General features: G+C 37.0%; 22 protein-coding genes and 5 pseudogenes. 5 read left to right on the forward strand and 22 right to left on the reverse strand.

Translation table 11 applies throughout. The annotated features are described in order from the left end of the window. Positions 1–306 precede the first annotated feature (306 nt). The 5 genes and pseudogenes from MKX31_RS14715 to MKX31_RS14735 all read right to left on the reverse strand — a co-directional run. Positions 307–402, reverse strand: a pseudogene (locus MKX31_RS14715) (YjcZ family sporulation protein); the annotation flags it as partial. A 293-nt stretch (positions 403–695) separates the two neighbouring features. Further along, on the reverse strand, positions 696–1,676 hold the full coding sequence (locus MKX31_RS14720; protein ID WP_064475919.1) for an alpha/beta hydrolase: 981 nt from the start codon (positions 1,674–1,676) through the stop codon (positions 696–698). Positions 1,677–1,857: 181 nt separating this feature from the next. Beyond that, positions 1,858–3,225: a sensor histidine kinase gene (locus MKX31_RS14725; RefSeq protein WP_064475920.1), complete on the reverse strand. Its 1,368-nt coding sequence runs from the start codon at positions 3,223–3,225 to the stop codon at positions 1,858–1,860. After that, positions 3,222–3,896 carry a response regulator transcription factor gene (locus MKX31_RS14730; RefSeq protein ID WP_064475921.1) on the reverse strand — a complete coding sequence of 225 codons (675 nt, stop codon included), beginning with the start codon at positions 3,894–3,896 and terminating at the stop codon, positions 3,222–3,224. The genes MKX31_RS14725 and MKX31_RS14730 overlap by 4 nt, the downstream gene beginning before the upstream one ends. A gap of 386 nt (positions 3,897–4,282) precedes the next feature. After that, positions 4,283–4,486: pseudogene (locus MKX31_RS14735) on the reverse strand (hypothetical protein); the annotation flags it as partial. A 114-nt stretch (positions 4,487–4,600) separates the two neighbouring features. On the opposite strand from MKX31_RS14735, the pseudogene MKX31_RS14740 reads away from it, so the two are divergent. After that, positions 4,601–5,343, forward strand: a pseudogene (locus MKX31_RS14740) (NAD-dependent epimerase/dehydratase family protein). A gap of 1,049 nt (positions 5,344–6,392) precedes the next feature. Here the strand turns inward: MKX31_RS14740 and MKX31_RS14745 are convergent. The 3 genes from MKX31_RS14745 to MKX31_RS14755 all read right to left on the reverse strand — a co-directional run bounded on the left by MKX31_RS14745 (position 6,393) and on the right by MKX31_RS14755 (position 9,816). Then, complete coding sequence (locus tag MKX31_RS14745) at positions 6,393–7,331, reverse strand: alpha/beta hydrolase (protein ID WP_340981044.1); 939 nt, start codon at positions 7,329–7,331, stop codon at positions 6,393–6,395. Between the two features lie 51 nt (positions 7,332–7,382). Continuing rightward, positions 7,383–8,456 (reverse strand): LLM class flavin-dependent oxidoreductase, encoded by a 1,074-nt coding sequence (locus MKX31_RS14750; protein WP_064475923.1) that lies wholly within the window; start codon positions 8,454–8,456, stop codon positions 7,383–7,385. A gap of 100 nt (positions 8,457–8,556) precedes the next feature. Beyond that, a complete protein-coding gene (locus MKX31_RS14755; protein ID WP_088047451.1) occupies positions 8,557–9,816 on the reverse strand; it encodes an MFS transporter in 1,260 nt (419 codons plus the stop codon). Between the two features lie 274 nt (positions 9,817–10,090). Here MKX31_RS14755 and MKX31_RS14760 point away from each other — a divergent pair, with 274 nt between their 5' ends. Next, a complete protein-coding gene (locus MKX31_RS14760; RefSeq protein WP_002066413.1) occupies positions 10,091–10,672 on the forward strand; it encodes a TetR/AcrR family transcriptional regulator in 582 nt (193 codons plus the stop codon). A 353-nt stretch (positions 10,673–11,025) separates the two neighbouring features. On the opposite strand, the gene MKX31_RS14765 is transcribed toward MKX31_RS14760, so the two are convergent. The 5 genes and pseudogenes from MKX31_RS14765 to MKX31_RS14785 form a co-directional block, all read right to left on the reverse strand. Then, the gene (locus tag MKX31_RS14765) at positions 11,026–11,184 is read right to left on the reverse strand and encodes a hypothetical protein (RefSeq protein ID WP_002137521.1); all 159 of its coding nucleotides are present in this window, start codon (positions 11,182–11,184) and stop codon (positions 11,026–11,028) included. A gap of 584 nt (positions 11,185–11,768) precedes the next feature. Continuing rightward, positions 11,769–12,047, reverse strand: a pseudogene (locus tag MKX31_RS14770) (hypothetical protein); the annotation flags it as partial. Between the two features lie 460 nt (positions 12,048–12,507). Further along, a pseudogene (locus tag MKX31_RS14775) lies at positions 12,508–12,765 on the reverse strand (hypothetical protein); the annotation flags it as partial. 243 nt (positions 12,766–13,008) lie between these two features. After that, positions 13,009–13,272, reverse strand: coding sequence for a DUF3963 domain-containing protein (locus tag MKX31_RS14780; protein WP_064475926.1), 264 nt, complete (start codon positions 13,270–13,272; stop codon positions 13,009–13,011). 146 nt (positions 13,273–13,418) lie between these two features. Beyond that, positions 13,419–13,898 carry a GyrI-like domain-containing protein gene (locus MKX31_RS14785; protein WP_064475927.1) on the reverse strand — a complete coding sequence of 160 codons (480 nt, stop codon included), beginning with the start codon at positions 13,896–13,898 and terminating at the stop codon, positions 13,419–13,421. Between the two features lie 110 nt (positions 13,899–14,008). On the opposite strand from MKX31_RS14785, the gene MKX31_RS14790 reads away from it, so the two are divergent. Then, positions 14,009–14,971 carry a helix-turn-helix transcriptional regulator gene (locus tag MKX31_RS14790; protein ID WP_340981045.1) on the forward strand — a complete coding sequence of 321 codons (963 nt, stop codon included), beginning with the start codon at positions 14,009–14,011 and terminating at the stop codon, positions 14,969–14,971. Positions 14,972–15,120: 149 nt separating this feature from the next. Here the strand turns inward: MKX31_RS14790 and MKX31_RS14795 are convergent, their stop codons facing one another. The 6 genes from MKX31_RS14795 to bla2 all read right to left on the reverse strand — a co-directional run bounded on the left by MKX31_RS14795 (position 15,121) and on the right by bla2 (position 20,749). Next, positions 15,121–15,870 carry an ABC transporter permease gene (locus tag MKX31_RS14795; protein WP_064475929.1) on the reverse strand — a complete coding sequence of 250 codons (750 nt, stop codon included), beginning with the start codon at positions 15,868–15,870 and terminating at the stop codon, positions 15,121–15,123. After that, on the reverse strand, positions 15,871–16,632 hold the full coding sequence (locus tag MKX31_RS14800; RefSeq protein WP_064475930.1) for an ABC transporter ATP-binding protein: 762 nt from the start codon (positions 16,630–16,632) through the stop codon (positions 15,871–15,873). 155 nt (positions 16,633–16,787) lie between these two features. After that, positions 16,788–17,129: a DUF1048 domain-containing protein gene (locus MKX31_RS14805; RefSeq protein WP_000891990.1), complete on the reverse strand. Its 342-nt coding sequence runs from the start codon at positions 17,127–17,129 to the stop codon at positions 16,788–16,790. 75 nt (positions 17,130–17,204) lie between these two features. Beyond that, on the reverse strand, positions 17,205–17,525 hold the full coding sequence (locus MKX31_RS14810) for a PadR family transcriptional regulator (RefSeq protein WP_064475931.1): 321 nt from the start codon (positions 17,523–17,525) through the stop codon (positions 17,205–17,207). Between the two features lie 466 nt (positions 17,526–17,991). After that, positions 17,992–19,278, reverse strand: a complete 1,287-nt coding sequence (gene hcp / locus MKX31_RS14815; RefSeq protein WP_340981047.1) for a hydroxylamine reductase — start codon at positions 19,276–19,278, stop codon at positions 17,992–17,994. A gap of 700 nt (positions 19,279–19,978) precedes the next feature. Continuing rightward, a complete protein-coding gene (gene bla2, locus MKX31_RS14820) occupies positions 19,979–20,749 on the reverse strand; it encodes a BcII family subclass B1 metallo-beta-lactamase (RefSeq protein ID WP_340981048.1) in 771 nt (256 codons plus the stop codon). 201 nt (positions 20,750–20,950) lie between these two features. Between bla2 and MKX31_RS14825 the strand changes: the two genes are divergently transcribed. Further along, the gene (locus MKX31_RS14825) at positions 20,951–21,241 is read left to right on the forward strand and encodes a DUF3784 domain-containing protein (RefSeq protein ID WP_064475933.1); all 291 of its coding nucleotides are present in this window, start codon (positions 20,951–20,953) and stop codon (positions 21,239–21,241) included. Positions 21,242–21,270: 29 nt separating this feature from the next. Here the strand turns inward: MKX31_RS14825 and MKX31_RS14830 are convergent, their stop codons facing one another. Next, positions 21,271–21,552 carry a hypothetical protein gene (locus MKX31_RS14830; RefSeq protein ID WP_064475934.1) on the reverse strand — a complete coding sequence of 94 codons (282 nt, stop codon included), beginning with the start codon at positions 21,550–21,552 and terminating at the stop codon, positions 21,271–21,273. A 133-nt stretch (positions 21,553–21,685) separates the two neighbouring features. Here MKX31_RS14830 and MKX31_RS14835 point away from each other — a divergent pair, with 133 nt between their 5' ends. Continuing rightward, positions 21,686–21,880 carry a hypothetical protein gene (locus MKX31_RS14835; RefSeq protein WP_103655114.1) on the forward strand — a complete coding sequence of 65 codons (195 nt, stop codon included), beginning with the start codon at positions 21,686–21,688 and terminating at the stop codon, positions 21,878–21,880. A gap of 52 nt (positions 21,881–21,932) precedes the next feature. Here MKX31_RS14835 and MKX31_RS14840 read toward each other — a convergent pair whose 3' ends face one another. Together MKX31_RS14840 and MKX31_RS14845 are read right to left on the reverse strand one after the other, a co-directional pair. Then, a complete protein-coding gene (locus MKX31_RS14840; RefSeq protein WP_000666939.1) occupies positions 21,933–22,181 on the reverse strand; it encodes a hypothetical protein in 249 nt (82 codons plus the stop codon). 268 nt (positions 22,182–22,449) lie between these two features. Next, positions 22,450–23,493 carry a flavin-containing monooxygenase gene (locus tag MKX31_RS14845; RefSeq protein ID WP_340981049.1) on the reverse strand — a complete coding sequence of 348 codons (1,044 nt, stop codon included), beginning with the start codon at positions 23,491–23,493 and terminating at the stop codon, positions 22,450–22,452. Positions 23,494–23,603 lie beyond the last annotated feature (110 nt).

Genomic DNA, 23,603 nt, shown 5'->3' on the forward strand with positions numbered 1-23,603 from the left:
GAAATGTGTTACGCCTTCTAATCGGAGAATCAGCTTTATAGAACGTGTCCACAATTTATATTTTACTACATGTAATATTTATTTTATGTAGTTTTTACAAATATGTATAATTACATAAAATTCACGAGAAAAAGAGAGTATACTTTGATATTGTGTAATAAAGATAAGGCCCACCTACGGAAATAGGTGGGTTTTTTATTGGGCATTACTATCTCATTGCACAAAAGGGAATTTGCATTAAAATAATATCATATTCTTAGGGTTCTTATATTGAGAAAAAAGACACTCTTATGAGTGCCCCTTTTTTTAGTAACCGAATCCGCCGCTACCGCCGCCCCAACAACTACATCCTATAATGATTAACAGGATGAATAGAACGATCAGTAAAGCAAATCCGCCACCTAACTGTTTACGCTTAAAGACTAAAGTTACCTTTAGCCCTCCAAGACTCGCTACGAGCGAATGGCTAGTTCTTACTCGACGGGAATCCCACCCGTTATATGATACGACCTAGGCTCGGCCGCACACCTGCCTCGTTAGTTAATATGAAAATGCAACCCAATATCTTTCAGGCGAAAGTATAATCTTGGTTTGGAAATATACAACTGTTTGGACATAAAAAAGACCATCGAAATGATGGTCTTGCAGACTGTAGACAAATGCATAAAATAACGAATGAACCTTTCTCTGAACACTTACTTTACTTCTTTTATAAATAGTCTAACGTTTTCAGCGATTTCTTTGAATTTGGTATGGTGTAAATAATGTGATCCATCCATGGTTACTACTTTTCCATGTACCGAGTCTTTGATCTGCCCTTCATGCAGAGGTATCCATCCTGCTACATCTTCATTATTCGCTTGTACAAAGAGAAGAAGTGGAAGATTTTTAGGGAAGATTAAACCTTGAGCCCCTTTAAAATTAGACGAAATATGGTCCATCTCATTCAAGGTTGTGTCATTATACATGTTTTTATTCGAAATCATTTTCATTTGCTCTACGGTTTTTTCATCAAATGCCAGTCCAGCATAGGGGTCAGCACTAATTTTCATAGCCAATCTTAAGAGACCTGATTTTTTGAGATATGCAAACGTTTTTAATGGGAAATTGATATCCATACCCGGTTGTGTTGCAACACTGCTATCGATTCCGACAAATGCAGTCACCTCGTTTGGATATTTGTTCACATAATCAATTCCATAAATACCTGTAATGGAGTGGCCCATGAGCATGTATCTGTTAATATTAAGCTGCTGTAGAGCTTCATGAACTTCACTTACCATATTCTCCGTGGTTCGCTCTTTTACAGTTTCATCACTTAATCCATAACCGAAAGGCTCTACCGCAACAACTTTGTAAAATGGAGATAATTCATCGATAAGAAGCTTAAAATCAAGCCCTGGAGTAGCTGTTCCATAACCAGGCAGGAGCACGATTGTTTCCTCGCCCTCGCCTTGAATTAACACATTCATGTTTTTCCCGTCTACAGATACGTGCTGCCCGTAGGGCACTATTCGTTTTTGCTCCGAATGACTACTCATCACATTTACGATATAAACAATACCTAAAAAAAGTACAATGGCTAGAACGATTGCTCCTATGGTTTTAAGTAAGATGCTTCGCACTTTCTTTATTTTCATTCCACTCAGCGTTTTCTTTTCCTCTTGTTGTGTCACTGTCATCTTCTCCTGTCCTGATCTGTTTGCCTTCCTTTATGTGCCTGTAATGAAAACTTAATCAATGAAGATGTACTCACCATGACGACAATATGAACTGAATATGAACTGCAAAAAAAAATGCTACGACTCATATGCAAGTAAGCTTGCATATGAGTCGTAGCATAGAGAATGAATCTAACTAATCTGTTGGTGTAGTGATTGGCAAAGTGACAATGAAGGTCGTTCCTTGACCAAGTTCACTTTTCACTCGGATGTCACCTTGATGAAGCGACACGATCTGTTTAACGATAGCGAGTCCCATACCACTTCCGTCATACTTGCGACTGTGGGAACGATCAGCCTTAAAAAAACGCTCGAATATACGCTTCTGGTCGTCAAGGTGAATACCAATACCAGTGTCGGATATTAGGATTGTCACGTTTTTGGTATCTTGTTTGATGCTTACGTTAATCACGCCGGCATCCTCGGAAAATTTGATGCTATTTCTGAGGATATTCGTCCAAACCTGATTTAACAGGTCATGATCAGCCGTTACTTTAACTGTCTGTAAATCAAGCTCGAAATGTATATCGCGAGCAGACCATTGTGGCTGGAGCGCCACAATTATCCGTCGGATTTGTTCATCGAGGCTGAGCGTGACGAGCCGCAGTTGCTTTGACTGCGATTCAAGAAAACTCAGCTTTAGCAGGTTATCGCTCATTTTGGACATCCTTTTCGCTTCAGCGATGATAATATCAAGATAACGGCTTCGTTCGTATTCTGAGAGGTCAACTTGCTTAAGCACTAGAGCATAACCGGATATCGAAGTGAGCGGAGACTGAACCTCGTGCGACACGTTCGTTACGAATTCCCTGCGCATCTGCTCAAGTTGCTGCAGATCGTGCATCATTTCTTCGAAGCTGCGAGCCAAAGTACCCAGCTCACTCGTTTGCTTAATATTCAACTTGACGTTGAAATCTCCAGATGCTATCCGCCTGGTCGCTTTTGTCAGCTTTTTTATCGGTCTTACCAGGAATACAGAGGCAACTAGAATCAATAAGCTTCCTGCAATCAACGAACATGTTGCAAAGACCACTGCCCACTTTGTGACAAAAGAGGCTGAAGGAGGGGCGAGCGCTTCCAAAAATATCGCTTTCGTTCCCATTTCCGTTTTCAACGGTAGCCCTAAGAGGACCGTGGCAATACCATTAGGAGTGTCCTGAACAACACCTCCATCTAATACTTTCTTTAGTTGCTCCATCGTCACAGGCGCAGGTTTGTGTCCGTGAAGTTTACCGTAAGACTTGAACTGACCCGTTGCTTCGTAAATTCGAATATAATAAGAATCGAGCTGCTTCATTTCACTTACGAACAAGTCCGCTTCACGTAACGGAAAGGTCTTGTAAATCCGGACGATGTCTTGGCCAAAGTTACGTAAGTTGATTTGAGCGTTTTCGTTCAATTTATCCTCGAATATCCAAGTTGACACCAAAAAAGAAATGATCGTGCCCCCGATGATGGAGACTAAAAATGTCAGGACAACACGTATATATAAGGATCTGATCATTCATAAACCTCAAGCCGATACCCAAGCCCGCGCACCGTTTCGATCCGAAAATCGGGTGTTGTCGCGAACCGTTCACGCAGCCGTTTAATATGTACGTCTACCGTTCGATCATCTCCGGCGTAATTGATACCCCAAATCTGATCGATCAACTGCACGCGCGTATAGACTTGTCCGGGTGTTCCAGCGAGCTTATACAGCAATTCGAACTCCTTTAGCGGCAACGTAAGCGACTCCGTCCCTTTCATCACCTTATAGGTCTGTCGATCAAGGATGACGTTCCCTAAATGGATCGTCTGCGTGGAGCCAATCTTGTATCGTTTGAGTAGTGCCCTAACACGAACCGTCAACTCTAACGGATCGAATGGTTTGGTTAAATAATCGTCCGTCCCAAGTTCGAAACCTTTCACTTTCTCCCATGTTTCTCCTCTCGCAGTCAGCATAAGTAAAGGTAGATCAGGATTGGCTCTTCGGAGCTCCTTGCTTAACGTCCAACCATCCATAATCGGCATCATAATGTCAAGTACGACAAGATCGACATTCGTTGAGATGTAGACAGCCAGTGCTTCCTTGCCATCCGCTGCTTCAGCTGTTGCGAATCCGTCGTTGCGTAGAAATAAACAGACGAGTTCGCGAATGTTCGCATCGTCGTCAGCAACTAGTATAGTAGGCATCGTTTCCCTCTTTTCCCTGTTTTCCACCGCATTATTTCAAGCAATCATTATACTATAAATTAACACGTATGTTGATTAACCAAAGTAATACAGTTTCTTGATTTATCGACCTGTAGAATTCAAGTGTTTCTTTCAAACTAATTTTCCACTCAATTGACAAGGCTTCACAAAAAAACAGGCGTGTGAAACCTGCAAATGACAAGCGTTTATTTTGTCTTTTGGCCTTGTGCACGAAGAAATTTCAGCAAAGCATAGGCAATTATAGCTGTGAATAACTGATTGAACAACGCATTGGATGTTGTGCCAAACAATACGGAAACGTTCAAATTCAGCTAAATCCAGCGGAAAAATGATTCAATTTCCCAGCGCTATTTGTACATGGCGGCGATTCCTTCGGACAGATAGATTGGTAGAACACATATTCCCCAAACTACTCCAGTAATTACACCATCTGAAATAACACGTCCCATACCCACTAATTATTTTTCATCAAATGCGTAAATGCCGTGTCAACTTTGATTGCACATTCGTTCCAAATCATTATTTGTTAATTTAAGTGAACTATGGTCCTCCTCATGAATTTTATTCATGCCTCCATTATATTTCTTCGTTTTATTTAATGCCATTACCAACATACAATAAGTGCATGCTCTATTATATGACCCTTGACAAGGGATATATTTTTTATGGAAGGATAAAGTGAAATGCAAAAAATTTTAGTTACAAGTGCTGCAGGTAAGATTGGCCAAGATGTTACAAGATTCCTAGATAAGCAAGGGAATTACTAGTTACGGCTAGCAGATATTAACTTATCTGCTTTAGAAACTTTTAAAGATATAAATCATGAAATCATATATTTAGATATTTCTGATTTAGCTGCTTGTCAAGAATTTACGAAAGGGATAGATATAGTTATACACTTGGCAGGTAATCCTTCGCCAAATGCTGATTTTTATGGCTCCTTATTAGAAAATCATATAAAGGGAACCTATAATATTTTTAGAGCTGCTAGTGATAATAATGTATCCAAAGTGATAGTTGCTCCCAGTGCTCAAACAATTGAAGGCTATCCTTTGGATTATCAACCACATGCTTATTCACCCACGAGACCCAAAAATATGTACGGGGTAAGTAAGTGTTTCGCATAGGCTGTTGCTTCTTACTTTGCTTATGAAGAAGGGTTACAAAGTCTTGCTATTCGTATAATAATCCATACGGTAAACCACTAACAGCTAGAGATATGAGTACATACTTAAACCCAGAAGATTTTATGGACCTTCTCTTAAAGTCGATGACGGTAAAGAACTTACCTCCATTTTCAATTTTACATGGTGTATCTAACAACAGGTTTAAACGAATTAATATTGAAGGAACAAGAAAGTTAGTTGGTTATAGCCCTAGTTCTGATGCTTTTGTACTAAGTGGTATTAAGTTCTTTGATTCTTGATAAATGCATATCTAGAAAAGAGATTATATTATTGTTATTTAGCTTTTATTTGTTCTATTTTCAATAGATACAGTTTATACAATCGTAATATCACAATTCCTTTAGATAGGGCACACTATTCTTCTGTCTCATTTGTGGAACAACTCTATTGTCACCACTAGTTCCACAGATGTTCTTTTCCGTTTCAGCATAATGGGGTAGCACCATCAAAACGCGAATTTCGTACGCTAAGCAAAATTTCATAAGAAAAAGCCGATTTCCGGTACTCTAAGAGAATAATTGGCTTTTTACTGTTAAGTTGTTTGTAGTGATTGTAGGGAGTCTAATGATGCAATTTCTTTTATACTAAATCGGTATTTTCCTAGAATATTAATGTGTTCCCATTCTAATGGAGAAATATATTTCAATAATTCTTCATTAAGATGGGAATTAAATAACTCAACTTTCGCACCTATAAAATAAGCTGGGAGATTTAGCAATATTGAATTTAGAGTCTATCAATTGTGTACTGTACAACTTGATTAAAATGAAAAGCACCTCGATTCTTGTTATAGTGAGATTACCTAGAAATCACTACCACAGAAGAGGTGCCTTAACTACAATAGCTCAAAATAACCAATATCATCAACTACCAAAAGAACTTAATTCTATTTTTTCCGAGCTTGAAATGAAGATCCAGCTAAGGATGCAGTCTATCGCTTCTTATAAACGGTGCCAATGTTCAATTGGCGCCCTTTCCTGCTGCTGTTTAGTATGAATGCGATTAAAAAAGTAACTCGACTTACGAAAAAAAACGCTCCAAAGTGTTGATTGTGCTTATCATCGTAACTGCAGTAAAAAAGTTGAATTGCTAGCACACTATTTTGACACCTTGGTTAACTATTCCACCTTTGCAGTATTTCCTGTTTTTAATCAATGAGTAAGGGGCAAAATTTAAAGTATATGGTGGCACTATTTGTACTTCTTTCTGTAATCTCTACTCATCGAATAAATTTAGAGCTATCACTCATGCCTTCAGTTGAACACCCCGATGACTGAACTAAGATAAGTTATGAATGAAGCGCCCGTGCCATCGCATCAAAATAATTCTGACTGGCACGCTGACTCACTTCGGCTTCAGGCACAAGTACTTCAAAGCAATGGAAGCAGCCGGGGTAGAGATGAAATTCAACATCTACTCCTGCTTGTGCAAGTCGTGTTACATATTCAATAATTTCATCTCGGAATAAATCGAGTTGACCTACACATGTATAAGTTGGCGGTAGTCCCGCTAAGTTGTCTGCTCTCGAAGGTACGGCATAGGGAGATTGTTCGTTAGTATCGTTCTTCTTTCCTAAGTACATATTCCAAGCCGTTAAATTGTTTGATCTATTCCATGTTGCATTTTCTTCTATAATCTCATAGCTTGATGGTGTTATGTTGTGGCTATCAAGCATCGGATACAGCGGCATCTGAAAAATAATAGATGGACCTCCTTTATCACGAGCCATTAATGCAAGCGCTGCTGTTAGCCCACCGCCTCCACTTGCGCCGGCGATCGCAACTCGATTTACATCAATTCCAAGCGAGTCTGCCTCATTTGTCATCCAAACCAAGCCTGCATAACAATCTTCAATAGCCGCTGGATAAGGGTTTTCGGGCGCAAGTCGATAATTGACAGACACAACAACGCATTCAGCAGTCTGAACAAAGCGTTCACACAAAACATCGTCCATATCAGGGTGGCCCATTACGTATCCACCACCGTGAATCCACAGCATAGCTGGAAGTTTATCAAGATTTTTCTCAACGGGTTCATAAATTTTAACTAACATCTCACCGGCTGCGCCAGGAATCATTCGCTTGGTCATGTGTACAAGCTCTAATTTTTCCAAATGTGGATTCGACAAGAGACTTCGACTCACCTCTAAATCCCCCTCTAATTGAAAGCCTGGAAATTGTGAGAAAGCCTGTTTTAATTCTGGTAATACTCGACTGTCAATTTTCATATAAATTCCTCCAGTTAAATAATGAGACTTGATGCAATCCTTATCGAATAATTAGCGGAATAGATGTGTCTCCTGTTCTCCTTCAGCTTCCCATTTGGCAATTTCCTCTCTCACACGAGGGGCAACTTCTGTTCCAAGCAATTCTATGGCACGCATGACTTGATCATGTGGCATGGTACTTAATGGTACATACATCATAAAGCGTGTAATCCCTACATGCTTACGAAGATGGATGATTTTTTCGGCGACCGTATCTGGATCACCAACATACAACGCCCCTTCAAAACTTCGTGCAGTATCAAAGCTGGAACGATCATAATAAGGCCACCCCCGCTCTTTACCAAGTTTATTCATGCCTGCCTGAGTGGAAGGGAAAAATGTATCTGCTGCCAATTCCGTATTCTCTCCAACAAATCCAATCGAATGAGACCCCACCTGAAGTTTTGATACATCATGACCAGCGTGAGCCGCCGCTTTCTTATATAGTTGTACAATTCGTGCAAAGTGCATTGGGCTACCACCAATAATCGCCAGCATAAGTGGTAATCCCAGAAAACCGGCACGGATAGCAGATTCCTGATTCCCACCGCTACCAACCCATATCGGTAAAGGATTTTGAACAGGTCTTGGATACACACCTAAATTATTGATTGCCGGTCGATGTCTGCCTTCCCAAGTCACTTTTTCGGACTGACGTATTTTGAGCAGTAGGTCCAAATGTTCTTCAAACAGTTCATCATAGTCCTTCAATTCATAACCAAACAGTGGAAAAGATTCGATAAAGGAACCACGACCCGCCATAATCTCTGCACGTCCATTTGAAATGCCATCCAGTGTAGAGAAATCCTGAAAAACACGCACAGGATCAGCTGAAGAAAGCACGGTTACTGCACTCGCAAGCCGTATCTTTTTCGTTTGTGGTGCCGCCGCTGATAGAACCATCGCTGGAGAGGATGCTGCATAATCCTCCCTATGGTGCTCACCAACACCAAACACATCAAGTCCTACTTGATCAGCAAGAACGATTTCTTCAACAACTTCACGCAATCGCTGTGCGTGACTTATCACTTCACCACTATGAACATCTGGTTTCGTTTCTACAAAAGACGTAATACCTATTTCCATTTGTTATCTCTCCTAGTCTAATTAGATTTTAAGTCAAAAAAATTAATCATTTCCTTTATGGAAGTAACATGTTTCTCATATTGGCTAACACACGTTTATTTCATAAAATCTTAACTCGTCTGGTCATAGCCCAAAAAAGAAGAGCGAAAGCACTGACAGAGGCTCCGAGTAAGGAAACCCCTCCCCAGCCAAAGTGTGCGTATATTTGAGTCGATGCAATTGAACCACCAGCACTGCCGATAGAATAAAAAACCATATATCCAGCAGTAAGTCGACTCCGTGCTTCTGTATGCAATGGAAGAATCATGGTTTGATTCGTGACATGTATTGCTTGTACGGCCAAATCAAGTAGAATTATCCCTATCACTAATGCGATTAATGACTGCTCCATATAGCTGATGAACAACCATGAAATCAATAATAGAGCTAAAGCAATGCCTGTCGTTCGTTGTCCGTAACCTTGATCGGCCAATTTCCCTGCCCGTGCCGCAGCTAAGGCTCCAGCCACACCTACAAGACCGAATGCACCAATTGCACTATGAGATAGAGCAATTGGCGGTGTACTAAGTGGCAGTACTAGTGAAGTCCACAAAATGCTGAAATCAGCAAAAATCAGCATGGCTAGAACGGAGCGAACGCGTAACGTTCGTTCTTGAATAAATAAAGTAAGCACCGATCTAATCAACTGAGGGTAGGATAGCGATTTTACCTCGCGCTCAACATTGGGCAACATCTTTATAAACATAAAAACCATCAAAAGCATGAGCGCAGCAGAAAATAGATATACAGAACGCCATCCCACAACATCTGTTAATATACCAGCAAAAGTACGTGCAAGAAGTATACCAATAACAATTCCACTTGTTACAATGCCAACGACACGTCCTCTTTCTCTAGGGGAAGCGATGGTCGCTGCAAACGCCACGAGAGTCTGTGTCACAACTGCAAGCAGACCCACCAAAGCCATACCTGCGAAAAGTACCATGCTGGAGGAAGTAGTACCAACTATAACCAGAGCTGTTGTAGATAATAGCATCTGACCGACAATTAGATGTCGCTGGTTTAGCAAATCTCCAAGTGGTACGAGTAGCAGTAAGCCCACTCCATAAAAAATTTGTGTAACGGTAATAACAACACCAATAATGGAATGGTTAATACCAAACTCATTAGATAGTTGATCAAGCAACGGCTGTGCAAAGTAAATATTGGCAACAGACATTCCACAGGCAGCCGCAAACAATAATGCCAAAGCGTGAGACATGGATGGCTGTTGATTCAAATTAGGTTTTGTTATGGAAGATTTATGACTTATCTTAGTGTAGAGTGGATCATCTTCTATATTTGTCTCTGTTTTGAACATACCTTGACCTCCAATCACATTAGATTTTTAATCATAACATACCGTTCGGTACAATATGATTACTGGTAAATATAACTTAGCCTTATTCATTCTGTCAACGATTTTTACACTAAAGTTAATGTTACATTAACTTAATGGAGCTTAATTTGACATGAAGAATGGCTAATTATATAATAATTACATACTGTCTGGTAATTAAAAAAATAATTGTAATTACCTACACACCTATCCTAAAACAATTAATAAAATCAAAGTTTGAAGAGGAGAATTCTTAATGGCAAGAACCCGTGAATTTGATGAGGATCAAGTTTTAGATGCAGCAATGCAGTTATTTTGGGAGAAAGGATATGAGGCTACCTCATTAAGTGATCTTACTTCCAGAATGGGCATTCAACGTCCTAGTATTTATTCGACTTTTGGAGATAAGAAAGAATTATTTGAAGCCGCACTTCGCAGGTATACAATGTCTCGGGCCTCTGATATACGAAATAGGCTTCAAAGCCACTCCTCTGTAAAAGAGGCATTTTCTATTTTCTTTGCCGATGTCGTCAATGAAGAATACGCAGGGGATCTTAGTAAAGGTTGTTTTTGTATCAATACAATGGTTGAACTAGCACCTCATGATGAGAGATTTGAAATTTTGACCAGAGAACATCAAATGTACCTCGCCGTCATTTTTCAGGAGACGATCGAACGAGGAATCCAATCAGGTGAGCTGGAATTCAACACAGATGCAAAGTCTTTGGCACAGGCACTGATTGTAGCGTTAATCGGTCTAACGGTTATGATGAAATCTCGCCCCCAACGTTCATTTGTGGACAATGTAATAGCAGCGACGCTCACATTACTTAAGTGACATAATTGTATTTAAAAGTACGAAAACCATACCTTTATAGGGGGAACATCAAATCTCCATCAAGCTACAATTTTATAGTACCCCCAGAACGAAATTTTGTGCTAACTTGTAACAAAAATGCTCATTTTTTCATTTCGGGGTAATTCTGAATTCTTAAGTTGATGGGTATGAGGGAGCACCACATGCCCATCAACTCAAAATCTCATACCACCTCCAGAACGAAAATTTTATGCATGTTGCTCGTATTTATTGTTTGGGGATAAATCGTTCTTTAAGCTTGATGGCGATTTGGTGCCATCCCTAAAACATCTGGACTTTAATAGCCAACTAAAAAAACGCAAACAAAAAGACCTTTAATCAGTCGTTTTGTTTGCATTTCCTTTTTCTAAAACCACAGAAAAGATAAGTACTATAGTTAACACCATAATAAACCCAACTTCACTTCCATCACTTACAAAAAATGAATACAAAGTATAAATTAAAATTAATATTCCATAAATAACTTTGTGCAATGAACTCCCCCCTTTTTACCATATATATTTTAGTGTAAAAATTTAATTCAAGCCCTATATTAAAATGAAAATAAAAAGCACCTGTGATATACACGTGCTTTTCTCTTGTCAATTTATCTATTTTCTTTTTATAACTCAAATTTCTTCGAATCGTACTTTTCTAGAGTTTGTTACAATTCATTTTGTTCATACGGAATATGTTTTTCTGTCTGTACATCTTCAACATTTTCTCCACCTGTTAATAATCTCCTGTACTTAAAAGAGTGCCCTGTTAATACTGCTGTAATCATTTTGTATTGCCCTCCTTTTGTTTGATTACTTGTATCATAAAACAAGTATCTGAAGTTGATATGTAGTTTATCTAGAGTGTATGTAAATTTAAAAAATCTCTAATAAAATGTTTATGTTGTAACGTTACCATCAAAACTAGTGCTTCAAACACCCTGATTTGAAGAGACAGTAACCCATATTCTAGCTTAAATTTCCACTACAGTTCTATATTGAGTAAAACCAGTTGACCCCTATAATATAAAAAGAGCACCACTTTTTGGATGCTCTTCGTTATAACTATATAGTATTTAATTTCCTTCTTTTGTTGTTACCATTTTTCCTTCTTGAGAACCTGTACCTTCTGTTCTTTCAACAGTTTTTGCATCTCCATTAGGAGTTGCTGGCACTGCATCTTTAGGTACATCAAAGTTTTGTGAGAAAGACGTTGTTCCATCTGCACTCCGTGTAATTACTTGATTTGAACTATCTTCATTTGATTTTAAATTGTTCATTTTCGCATCATCTGCACCTACTGCACCCCCAGCTACCAATCCTGTACTTAAAAGTGCTCCTGCTAATAATGTTTTAATCATTTTTCATTACCTCCTTGTTTTGTTTGGAACTACATTTAGCATAAGACAAGAATCTATAGTTGATATGGACTGTATCTGGAGATTATGTAAAGAAAAACAGATGATCAGTTGTATATCCTAATGGGTGCTTAGGCAAGATTGAAACTTAATATGAGTTTGATAATTGAGTTACCCTTCGTTTTTGGGTGTAAGGTTTTTGGCTGGGGTGAAGTGAGGAGCTAACCTTTTCTAATTTGAAACATTTACAAATAAAGCGTGATAAAAATATGATGATTATCCCTTATGTTTACTCCTTGTACTTAAGATAATGCAAAAAAACAGAATCCTTGTAATAAGGATTCTGTAACAAGAAATGACAGATATATATCAATAAAAAGAGTTACTTATATTATAATTTAAAATGCAACAAACACATTGGTAACATTCAAAATAAATTGAATATTACCAATGTGTTTCTCATTCAATTTTTGTTCAAAACGCCAATGTTTTTTAAGACTTTCTCCACATCTTTAAACTGCAATTCTTCCGTAGAACCTTTCAACGCTGTCGTAGATGAAGTTCCACCCGTAATCACTTGTGCCACTTCGTCAAAGTAACCTGTTCCGACTTCGCGTTGATGACGCATAGCAAAATAACCATGCTCTTCTGCTGCAAATTCGGCCTGTTGTAATTCAGAATACGCTGCCATACCACGTTCTTTATAGCCGCGTGCTAATTTCTTGGTCCATAACATCTACTATTTAGTTGTAGGTAAAAAATTTCATTTTAATATGTGGTCTTCCATTATTATATTTAGTATCGTATTTATTCCGGGTTTCTCGTATATGTTGAAAAAGGGTCCAGATATACTTATTAATGATTAAACCAATAGTACTTATCGTAGGCGCTACCATGATCTGGTTGGCGTCTTGTTTGTTGTTAAGGAAAGATAACAAAACAAAATTTCCTTAATCACAAGGCTTTAAAAGTAACCTATCCATAGTGATACTACAGCAACTACTAACAAAGCAAAACAAATTGTGATATTTCGAACCCACTTTTGTATATTATCAAAATACCGTTCTATAAATATAGCGTAAATATAAACCATAAGAAATAGAACAACGAAAGTAAAGGAATCCAATTTATCGTTAAATTTTTCATTAGTAAATGTGCTTACATGAAGGAATAGGAATAGAAAAACAAACACTACTATGAATAACTCAAATATCCTTTTTTTATTCACCCCGCCACCACCTTACATTAATTTCCTTTTATTCCGTTTTATCAGAACATAATGTGTAGCAGCATATGAATAATTTATTTATGTCAAAAAGGCCAACAATTTAATATCGTTAGCCTCTACTTTCCATACTCGTACCTTTTATCACTTTACTTCCTAACAACTGGAATCCACATTTCACCAAATACTAAGCCGTCTCTCTGTCCCATCTCAACCGTTGTATTCGGTCCACCAACATAGGCAAAATCTTTTGCTTCTCGTAAAGCTTGACCGAAGGCGATGCCAGTCAGCTTATTACTTAGCTCTTCAGCCGTTTTGTCTTCCCCTCTCACTACTAAGTATTCTCCCTTCGGAAACTGGATCACTCTAGATTCTTCTTCTATTTGTGCTTCTGTCATGACACCAGCATAATACATCATCTTGTTATTCACCGCTTCGCTCACAGAAAAAATATATTCGTTTGTAGCTAAAGCTTTTAAAGTGTCCAACCTTCCATCTTCTTTAACAGCTGACCAAAAGTCTTCTTTTTCTTTATTTATTCCAGCAAAGTTTGTATAGTCACTCTTAATTTCAGTTCCAATACCTAACACAATAAAGCTATCTTTTTCTTCAATCGTATAATTTTTCATATTCAAAACCTTCCTTTTTTTAAAATGAATCAAACGATTTATCTTTTCATCTGATACGTTTATAATATCCTTAAATCATGTCAAAAAATGATACTGTTTAGGAGACTCCAATGAAAAAAGTTGAACGGATTAATACAATTATGCGGTATATCAACAATCGCTCCCACTTTACGATTACTGAAATTATGCGAGAATTTAACATATCACGATCGACAGCTATTAGAGACATTAGAGACATTGAAGCTATGGGCATGCCACTTGTCGCTGAAGTTGGGAGAACTGGTGGATATTATGTCATGCATAATTCTATCCTGCCCGTTGTTCGTTTTACTGATAATGAAGTCAAAGCTCTTTTTATTGCCTTTATGGCTACAAGAAATCAACAACTTCCCTATTTAAAAAGTCGTCAATCTTTAGCCGAAAAACTACTAGGACTCATTTCAGAAACCCAGCAAGATGACCTCGTTCTTTTAAATCAACTCTTACTTTTTGAAGGGACTAATCCTCATAATCCCGATCTACTTGAGCTTTCTGACCTCCCCCACCCTATGTTAGAAAAACTCATCCAAATCCTTCTTTTGGATAGTCATTTATTGATTACAACCAAAGAAGAAAAAGAAATCAAGTCTTATCCCATTTATCTATTACACCTTTATCAAGAAAAAAGCCATTGGATCATTGAAGGGTTCGACTTAAAAGAGGAAAAGAAGATGATGTTTCCTGTCGATGACCTCATCAATATCGAACCGTACACGACGAAAAAGAGGTTAAATAAGAAACAGATTTTAGAAAAACTCAATAAGAAGGACGAAGCAATTAACCTTGTACTTGAACTTGGTCCAAAAGCGATTGCCCAGTACAAAAAATACCATCCTTTAAAAATTTCAATTTCTTATACAAACCCTTACCAATCCACAGCCATTTTAAAAACATTTATCGATGTTAACAATTCCGATGAAGTGACAGAGATAACACATTGGCTACTTTTCCTAGGGAAAGATATTACAACCAGGGAAATGCCTGAAGAAATATTAAACGATTTACAAGAGCGGTTAGGTTTATATTCTCCATAAGCAGTGATCGGTTAAACCTCAAAATATTGAGTTTAATTCGTTACCTGTTGCCCATATTTTTTTACCATGAGAGCACAATACATAATAAAAGCACGGAAAATCTTCCCGTGCTTTTTCAAATATATATAATTTTGGATGACTTAATTCACTTACCCTAACTGACGTTTAAATGCTTTACTAGCGAAAAAGTAAGAGATGATCATGATACCCACGCACCAAGCGAGTGCAGTCCAAATATCGTTGCCAACAGTCCCTTCATATAATAGGGCACGAACCGCATTCACGATTGAAGTTACAGGCTGATTCTCAGCAAACACACGGACAATTTTAGGCATCGTTTCGGTAGGTACGAAGGCCGAACTAATAAATGGAAGAAAAACGAGTGGGTACGAGTACGCTGTCGCCCCTTCCATAGACTTCGCTTTCAGCCCTGGAATGATAGCTAGCCATGTTAGCGCTAACGTAAACATACCCAGTATTCCCGCTACCGCAAGCCAATCTAGCATATTTGCACTAGAACGAAAGCCCATTAAGAGCGCAACAAGAATAACCACCACGATAGTAAGTACATTAGCAACAAGAGAAGTTAAAACGTGAGCCCACAATATTGATGAGCGCTTAATAGGCATCGTAATGAAACGTGCCATCAGCCCACTCTTTACATCCGTAAACAATCGTACAGAAGTGTAAGCCACGCCGGATGCGATAGCCATTAACAAAATTCCCGGCAATAAATAATTAACGTAGTTATCCGTTCCAGTCTTTATAGCCCCGCCAAACACGTAGACAAACAATAACATCATCATAATCGGTGTAATTGCTACTGTAATAATTGTATCCGGACTACGCATAATATTACGCATTAAGCGCCCTAGTAATACCCCTGTTTTGCTTTTCATTTACATCTCCTCCTTTTTACCGATAATCGCAAGAAAAATTTCTTCCAACGTCGGCTGCTTCTCGATATACTCTACTTTTGCTGGCGGGAACATCTCTTTCAGTTCTGTAAGAGTACCTGTCGTTATGATTTTTCCGCCATGCAAAATAGCGATACGATCCGCCAGTTGTTCTGCTTCCTCCAAGTACTGAGTCGTAAGTAAGATCGTTGTGCCACTGCCGGCAAGTTCCTTGACTGTATCCCACACTTCGATCCGCGCTTCCGGATCAAGTCCAGTCGTTGGTTCGTCTAGAAAAATAACTGCTGGCGCCCCAATCAAACTCATCGCGATATCAAGTCGGCGCTTCATCCCGCCTGAATACTGGTCTGCCCTCTGGTTGGCCGCATCAGTCAGGCTAAATCTTACAAGTAGATTATCAGCAACTTGCGCGGGATTGGAAACACCACGTAACTTAGCAATCATTATCAAGTTTTCCCTTCCAGTAAGCATGCCGTCTAAAGCTGCGAACTGTCCTGTCAAACTGATGCTTTGACGAACATGATCTGATTGACGTTGGACGTCAAAACCGCAAATACTTACTTCACCATCATCTTGTTTCATTAGCGTTGAAAGGATGTTGACCGTTGTCGTCTTTCCCGCTCCATTTGAGCCTAGCAGCGCGAAAATTTCGCCACGCTGCACCTCAAAATCCACTCCCTTTAAGACTTCTTTATCTTTAAAAGATTTTTTTAACCCTTTTACAGAAATTGCTGCATTGCTCATACTTTTTCCCCCTTATTAAAATAGGTTACCTATAACCTCTATTTAGTATCACTGATAATCTGTATTACTTAGTAGCAGTTTAAAAATATAACTGAATAGCGATGGTGGCAATTTACATTTGTAACCAGCTAATCAGTCGGTATTACTAATTGCATTTATTTTTTTCTCAATTTCTTCATAATACTTTCATTCAAATCTTCACGATACTTAGAGACATACGTTTTAGCGTTTGCCACTAGTTCATCAGCAAAGGATGCTACGTCCTCCCCAGTAATGTCAAGCACTTGTCTACCTTCCGCTGCACCAGCTTCAAACAAATCGATTAATTCATACTGTATGTGCAGCATATCCATTCCATTACCCGCTGAGAAATTCCACATGTAGTTTTGAATTTTCTTAAACACAAACTGATAATCTTCCGGTAGTGCTCCAACACGTGCCATCATCATTTTGTACTCTTTTTTATCACCGATTAATTTTTTAAACATTTCCAACATCTTATTTTCCTCCTTTTTTATAAAGCAGAACAAGAAATTCTCCAAATATGAGCCGGAACATTTTATTTTATGAGGCTAGTTTGACTTCAAGACGTTAATTTTTGAAGAAACGAAATCCCATTTTTCCCAAAATAATTCAAGCTCCTGACGGCCATCATCATTTAATGAATAAAACTTACGAGGCGGTCCCATATCTGATGGTTTCTTTTCAATATTCACAAGCTTTTTCTTTTCTAATCGTACGAGGATAGTATAAACCGTCCCTTCCACAACCTCTGTAAACCCAAGATCATTCAGGTGGCGGGTAATCTCATAGCCATACGTTTCACGGCGACTAATGATTTCCAGCACACACCCTTCCAGTGAACCTTTTAGCATTTCAGTTAAATTTTCCATGTCCTGATCCTCCTTTACCCCCTATTCTGTCTGACTTATATTCAGTATCACAGAGTACTAAGGCGAATTTTTACTGAATAGCTTCTGAGTAAAACCACACTATTCAGTATTACTTATTACAACTACATTGTATGACTAAGTAGCTATAGATGTCAACTGATTTTCAAATTTTTTCTAAAATCCGCTATTACCTATTGTTTACTGAAAACATTTTGAGAAACAACACTACTCAGTATCACCTATTACTTCTACATTGTATGACTGAGTAGTTGTAAATGTCAACACGATTTTTATATTTTTCTAAAATCAACTATTGCCTATAAGATACAGCCGATTTTCTTTTTAAAGAAATTTCACCATATACCTATCCGGCCAAGAAAAGAAAATACCCCGAAACAAATATTCTACATTTTTGTTTTGGGGCGCTATAGGTTAGCTCTTCTTAATAAGACAGATCATCCTTTTGTTACGATAACATCATATCCATATCTTCCGCTGCAGTTGTAATTAGTTTTAAACCGAATGTTTCTTGTAATACATCAAGCACGCCAGGTGAAATAAATTCAGGTGCCTTTGGACCGATACGAATATCTTGAATTCCAAGACTAAATAGCCCAAGTAAAATAGCAACCGCTTTTTGTTCAAACCATGATAAGACAATACTTACTGGCAATTCATTCACTTCACATTGGAAAGCATCTGCTAAAGCGGCCGCTATTTTCACTGTAGAAATTGAATTATTGCATTGTCCTAAATCAATGTAACGCGGAATCTCCGTACCAGGTACAACACCATAACTCACATCATTAAAACGGAATTTCCCGCAAGAAGTTGTTAAAATAACCGTTTCTGGCGGAAGCGACGTTGCTAATTCACGATAATATTCTCCGCCTTTTCCCGGAGCATCACAACCTGCGATGACAAAGAAACGCTTAATCTTTCCTTCTTTTACTGCATTAATAATTTCCGGAGCTAATGATAATACTGTATTATGATGAAACCCTGTTACTAACTGCTCATCCGACTCCATATGTACTTTTGGAAGTTCAAGCGCTTTTTGAATCAATGGTGCAAAATCATCATTTTCAATTTTTTGTACACCCTCTAAACCGGCAATATCATATGAAAAGAATCGATCAGAGTATGACCCTTTAATTGGCATAACACAGTTCGTTGTCGCTAATATAGCACCTGTAAATTTTTCGAAAAGACGTCGTTGATCATACCATGCCTTACCGATGTTTCCTTTTAAATGTTTATATTTTTTTAGCTGCGGATAACCGTGTGCTGGTAACATTTCAGAATGCGTATAAATATTAATTTCTTTTCCTTCTGTTTGCTTTAATAACTCTTCTAACGCAAATAAATTATGACCAGTAACTACAATTGCTTTACCTTCTACATGGTTTTGTGTAATTTGAACGGGCTCTGGAACACCAAAGTGATTCGTATGCGCCCCATCTAACAACTCCATTACTCGTAAAGCCGATTTCCCTACTTTCATAGCCATATCAATATGTTCTTGTTCATTAAAGTTGGAATTTGTTAATGTCATATACAGTGCTTCTTGCGTCGTAGCATCTACAAATGCATCAGTATACCCTAGCTGAGCAGCATGCGTACGATAAGCTGCAATTCCTTTTAGCCCAAACACAATCGTATCTTGTAAACTTGCTATTGTTTCATTTTTACCGCAAACACCTATTACTTTACATCCGCCTGTTGGCGTTTGTTCACATTGATAACAAAACATGATCATCCCACCCTCTCCCAATCATTCCTTACAAATCAAGCATAATACCCATTAGAAAAAAAGGATGTGATATCAATCACAATACTAAGTATAAATTTGTGACAGTTCATATTGTTGACATAATATTTTTATTGACACCAAAAAACATTACATAATCATATTGTTCAGGTTTTCAAATATCTAAACTATTGCTGAATCACATATAAACTAGAAAGTTAACAGAAATAGACATACAAAAAAGCTATTCTTTCTTTTTATTATTCAACTGAAAGAATAGCTTTTTTTCATTTTGAAGAACTATCAATTTTTTGATTAAAGATTTTATGAAAAATCACTTTATTTACAATACATTTACACTATCTTAACATTACTTACATTATTTATATGATATATTTATATAGAAACTACTTAAGAAATTTCATGTACATTGTAATCTTTATAATCTCTTATCTAATTAATAAGAGATTATGTTATATTTTCATACCAGGGGTGAATGAGGATGACTGAAACTTTAAAAACACTTATAATGCTTGATATTACTTACGTTGTTATAGCAATTATGACGGTACTGGTATTTGTATACTTGGAATTAAAATCTCAGTAACGTATGCAGGCATAATTGATAGCTTCGCATTTAAATATAGTTAGAAGAAAGCGAGGAGAAAATTGTTTCTCCTCGCTTTTATATTCCCACAGTTTCTTATTTCAACAAATCCAATGTATGTAAAAGTAATCCTCTGTCCCCTACTTCTCCATGACCAGGCACTACTGCATTTATGTTTCCATATCGCTTCAGCACATTTTCAATCGATGTAGACCATTCATTTACATAAGCATCAGCAACGTTTCCTAAATCTTTAGCTTCCGCAGATTTCACTAAACAACCTCCAGCTAAAATGTTATATTGCGGTAACCATACGACAATATTATCTTCTGTATGTCCTTTCCCTGGATAGAACGTTTCTACTTTCATATTTCCAAACTTTAATTTCGTAATGGTTTGTAAGTCTCCAAGTGGTTCCTCATATCCATTTTTCTTTGCTAGTTCTGCAGTCAATGCCGTACTATGCGCTTTAATGCCTCTTTCTTTCAACGTTTTTATTCCGCCAATTCGATCAGCGTGCGCATGTGTAATAATGACATCCGTTACGCGCTTCTTAAATTTCTTTTCTACCATCTCTATTAATTCCTTCGTTAACTTATCATCCCAAGAAGAATCGACTAGTACTAACCCTTTAGAAGTAGTAAGAACTAGACCGTTCGAAGGAACTGCTTCTCCGTTAAAGTAACCTAACTCCGTATGAACCCATACATTTTTGTTTAACTGAGAAATTGAAATAGTTCCTGCCTCATTTTTTATTACTTTTTGCTCTAGCTTTTGTTCCGCTTTCACAGAAGAAATTGTACTAACAAATTGAGTTATTCCTAGTAAACTAACACATACCCCTAATTTTAATAATGTATTTTTCATTTTCTCCACCCTTTCTTTCAAACGAAATAGTTATTACCTATATTAGACAATTCATTTCAAATGTTTGTTCCATCTTTTCTTACATATTTTTCATACCATTAATAAAAAGCGCACAAAATTTTGTGCGCTTTAATTATATTTTGTTAAATTATAACATTCATACTATAATTTATTTATAACCCTTTAACGGAGGTGTTTTCAATGACTCTCTTCGCTTCCCCATCATTATTCATACTAGCAATCATTTCATTCGCACTAGCCTATTTCATCGGAGTTAAACAATACACTTGGCTCTTATCAGGATTCAATGAACGCCGTGTGTCAGATAAAATAAAGTTATCAAAAATAGTTGGTCTTTATAATTTAATTGCTGGTGTTATCGCTACAATTGGTAGCATCTTCCTTACTCCTAATGTAAAAATCGTATTTCCTATCATTATAATTGGACACTTTATAATCGCTGCCTATGTAAATACACGCATGGTGCAGTAAAAAAAGATCACCCAAATGGATGATCTTTTTTATAATTTATCAACATATTGCTTCGCTTCTAATAAGGAAAATCCAAAAGCTTCTCTTACTCTCTTAACTGCTGTAACTGTTTTTCCTTCTTCTAAGAGCTGACGCAACTCTTTATTAATTTCAGGTTCCCTATCTACAATTCCCATTTCTTTCGTAATTAGCTGTAATCTATCTTCCATCCTCTTTAAACGTGCATCCGTTTTCTTTTCGATTCTATTTAATTTTTCAACGATATAAATAAACCCAAAGACCGCTATCGGTATGATCATCCAAAATTCCATGACTATTCCTCCTCATTAGCTTTCATTTGTTTTATTTCACTAACTTATGTAAATTTTACCATTAAAAATATTTAATGTATAATAGTAATATACAACACTGTTGATAAAACCTTTTATTTTAGGGGGACACTTTATGAAAAGATTTTTTAAGACGTTACTACAATTTGTAGTTCTTTCCATTGCACTACATTTATTATTTGATATCGTTGGCTGGCTTGTTTTCAATGCGCCAATTAAAAATAAACAAATCATTATTTCCTTACTAACAACCTCATGGCTTATGTACATGTACCGAGATAAATTTTTCAAAGCATTCACTTCGAATTAACTAAAAAAACTTCATCGATAAAAGATGAAGTTTTTTCTTTTTCTCTCATTCTCTATATAACATTTTTCGCAACAATTTTTATATGTTCTGGTGCGATAATCTCCGTTATACTTTCTTGAAAATCTTCCTGCAACATTTCTTCAATATGTTCTAGCTGCACTTCAACATGTGTGCATTCTAAATTATGTATATTTAAAAGTGCATAATGATCTTTTTTCTTAACTACTAAATATTGATTTTCCTCTGTTACAAGTATAGAACCTAACCGTACTCCTAATAGGCGTTGATCATCAAACTTCACAACAATTTCCCCCTTCATCACTATGTAATAAAATAACATTTTATGTAATCTATTCTTCATAAACTATATCACAATTTATTAAAATATAAATATCATATCTCTTTTACTAAAAACCCCTATTCTTTTATATATTTCGATACAAAAAACTTTCTCAACATAAAATTAGAATTTTCAGTTTTTATCCTTATGAAAATCTATTATAATAAAGTTAATAAATGTTTGACCTCTCCTAATTCATGTACATATGGATGATCAGTAGTTGCTGTTGCTACTGATCTATTTTTTTGATTTCAGAAAGTAAATACGCTGCATCCTTTCCTACACCACAAATAAGTGCAGATCCCCTTTGAGATTGCCACGGCAAACCGATATAATATAATCCTTTTACTGGACTTATTCCTCTTACATGATTAGGAAATCCATTCTCATTCACTGCCTTTTCTATTTCAATCCATTTATAGTTCTGAATAAAACCAGTTGACCATATAATGCTTTCTGCACTATACGTGCCACCATTTTGAAACATAATATTATTTTCTGATGCACTAACCACTTTTTTCTCTAGTTTAATTACTCCATTACGAATAAGTTCCTTGCCTTCAAAACCAAAAATAGGATCCTTTCTCTTCTGAAACCATTTTCCCCTCTTAGTATTTACTTCGGCGTACAATAAACCCAATTTTTCTAGCCAATTAAAAATGCTTTTTCTAAAAAGATGTAACGGTAAAAATGTTAACGGATGACCGATAGACATTGTAACTTCATGAGTTTTTGCAAGTTCTACTGCAATTTGCATTCCGGAATTACCGCCACCTACTACTAGTACTTTTCCCTTAGGAATTTGTGATGGTGATTTATATTGTGATGAATGTATTTGAAAAACATGCGATGAAAGATGTTGTGAAAATGAGGGAATGTATGGTTGCTGAAAACCACCTGTTGCGATAACAACCTTTTTTGCTTGTAAAACTTCTGTAGGAGTATGTAATTCGAATATCTCTTTTTCTTTCTTTATTTTTAAAACTTTGGTTTGCAATTGGATTGGTAATGTAAAGTACCTTGCATATTCTTCTAAATATGTTGCCATTTCATCTTTACACGGAAATCCCTTTCCTTCTCCTTTTACTATCATACCTGGTAAACTACTATATTCCCTCGGTGTGAAGAGCTGTAAAGAATCATATCGATTTCTCCATGAATCCCCAATTCGGTTTCCTGCCTCAAGTAATAAAAAATTATAACCTTCTTGCTTCAAGTAATATCCCATTGTTAATCCAGTTTGACCAGCTCCAACGATAATTGCATCTAACATCCTTTTCCTCCTTCCTATTTCACATGAATATATGCTCATTTGTTCATATGTTTTATCATACGATTTATTTTTCAATAATTCAATCTGTTTAACAAAATGAAAAAGAGCAG

The organism is Bacillus sp. FSL M8-0063, from assembly GCF_038005545.1.
GTDB classification, from domain to species: Bacteria; Bacillota; Bacilli; order Bacillales; family Bacillaceae_G; genus Bacillus_A; species Bacillus_A wiedmannii.